This window comes from Prevotella sp. MGM2, assembly GCF_002933955.1.
GTDB lineage: Bacteria > Bacteroidota > Bacteroidia > Bacteroidales > Bacteroidaceae > Alloprevotella.
The window spans coordinates 1-1,663 of sequence record NZ_BEWW01000128.1 but is presented as its reverse complement, the minus strand read 5'-3'; the positions used below and the strand labels follow the sequence as shown (position 1 = coordinate 1,663).

Below are 1,663 nucleotides of genomic sequence, written 5' to 3'. Positions count from 1 at the left end.
GTGTGAGAGGCTCTTCGCGCTCAAATATGAGGGAACGGATGCCAGAATTATAGAGATTGGAGCGTTTGTTGGAGCGGGACATACTGTTTTTCATCTTAAGACTCTATGTGAGACTCAAAATTTGAAGAATCATAAAGAATGTTTTGATTTACATTTTTGATAATTGGCTTTTGATCTATTGGGTTATTGGAATGTGATATTTAAAGGCCCTTTATTCTAAAATCAGTTAGGGAATGTTCAAGGAATATATGGTTTGTCGGGTGTCTGTTATGAGAGGACATACCCTCTCTAGATATAGGTATCTTTTACCTTTATTATATTGGTGTTTTTCCTTTTTTTGTTGCAAGAGTCTGGTCTTGTTGCTATTGTTTTATCGAAATGAATAAGCAACTCTATCTTACTCACATTAAAATGCTATCTTTATTAAATATTGTAGTGAGAAAAATTCATAAAACTTTTGGCAATATAAAAATAAGTACTAACTTTGCAACGCGTTTAAGAAAAACGTGGAAAGGAAGTTTGGGTGAGTGGCTGAAACCACCAGTTTGCTAAACTGACGTACGGGTTACCGTACCGGGGGTTCGAATCCCCCAGCTTCCGCTTTTTTAGGGCGCTTTCGTCTAGCGGCTAGGACACATGCCTCTCACGCATGGAACACGGGTTCGATTCCCGTAGGCGCTACGTGATTACGATAGTTTAATTTTGTTTTGAAATTGAACTGTCGTTATTTTTATATCTATATAGTTTATGTTTTCAATGGTTTGATACAATCTTTATAGCTATCTAACGGTTAAGTCAAAGTTTCGGTAATTTACTGTCATCCTAGAATGGGTGATATGTAACGAAAATGCACATCAGAAAGAAGAAACACCCACCAGGGGGAGCATCTGTATCATAGTCGTTGAGAAGAACAACGGCAAGATGAGGAAATCACAACTATAGGAACAGTAAAATGCTCTTCCTTTCTTTCAGAAAAAATGCCGCGGCGAATGAAATGAATCGCCGTGGCATTTTTTTCTGAAATATCCGGGTGTCTTTAATCGTTTATCCCGAACGATTTTTTGTTTCGAAAAGGACAATAAAACTTTCGGGGTGCACTTTATTATGATGCAGTCACTCAGATGATAGCCGGGATGTACCCGGTCATAGCATTGTCAGTTTATCGGATGAGAACCTTTCTACTCTTCCCTCCTTTCACTTCAATAAATAGCCCGCCGTGGGGATTTTTCACTTCTATGCCTTGCAGATTATAGTATCTCGCAGGAGCGTTGTCTTGGACATTACCGATGAATGTTTCTTCAATCCCCGTGTCCGTATCGTCACTGCCGGCCAGTCGGCTTATGAACGACTTGGCTGTCTCCTTGAGCGTCGGGAACAATCCGTTCAAGGAGCTGGAGCAGTCGAGTGCGAACATAATGACAGCGGAATTCTTGATGTCTTCAATATTAATCTTTCCATCTTTGTCGTTCTCAACGTTATGTTGCCACGTGTCGCGTGAAGCGATGTAGGTCCACTGGTCAATGTCGTCTTTTTCTACCTCAAGAATGTCTTCCTCGAGGTTGCGGCAGTCATCAAACGTAAATTTGAGATAGACACCGTCGCGTTCGGCTATAATTTTTTTACCGGAAGTAGAGGTGAAACCATGGTATGTATGGGCATGAAA

The 1,663-nt window shown here is 40.5% G+C and carries 1 protein-coding gene, 2 tRNA genes and 1 pseudogene; 3 read left to right on the top strand and 1 reads right to left on the bottom strand.

Annotated features, from left to right (window positions below):
* Positions 1-378 precede the first annotated feature (378 nt).
* From C5S62_RS13780 to C5S62_RS02975, 3 genes are all read left to right on the top strand, one after another.
* On the top strand, positions 379-552 hold the full coding sequence (locus tag C5S62_RS13780; RefSeq protein WP_223301116.1) for a hypothetical protein: 174 nt from the start codon (positions 379-381) through the stop codon (positions 550-552).
* A tRNA-Ser gene (locus C5S62_RS02980) sits at positions 514-600 on the top strand. The genes C5S62_RS13780 and C5S62_RS02980 overlap by 39 nt, the downstream gene beginning before the upstream one ends.
* Positions 601-609: 9 nt before the next feature.
* Positions 610-681: transfer RNA gene (locus C5S62_RS02975), tRNA-Glu, on the top strand.
* A 478-nt stretch (positions 682-1,159) separates the two neighbouring features.
* On the opposite strand, the pseudogene C5S62_RS13480 reads toward C5S62_RS02975, so the two are convergent.
* Positions 1,160-1,663: pseudogene (locus tag C5S62_RS13480) on the bottom strand (hypothetical protein); the annotation flags it as partial.

Bases quoted from the DNA above. Each gene is read 5' to 3' on its own strand.
- C5S62_RS13780 (WP_223301116.1), top strand. From the start codon at position 379: ATGAATAAGCAACTCTATCTTACTCACATTAAAATGCTATCTTTATTA.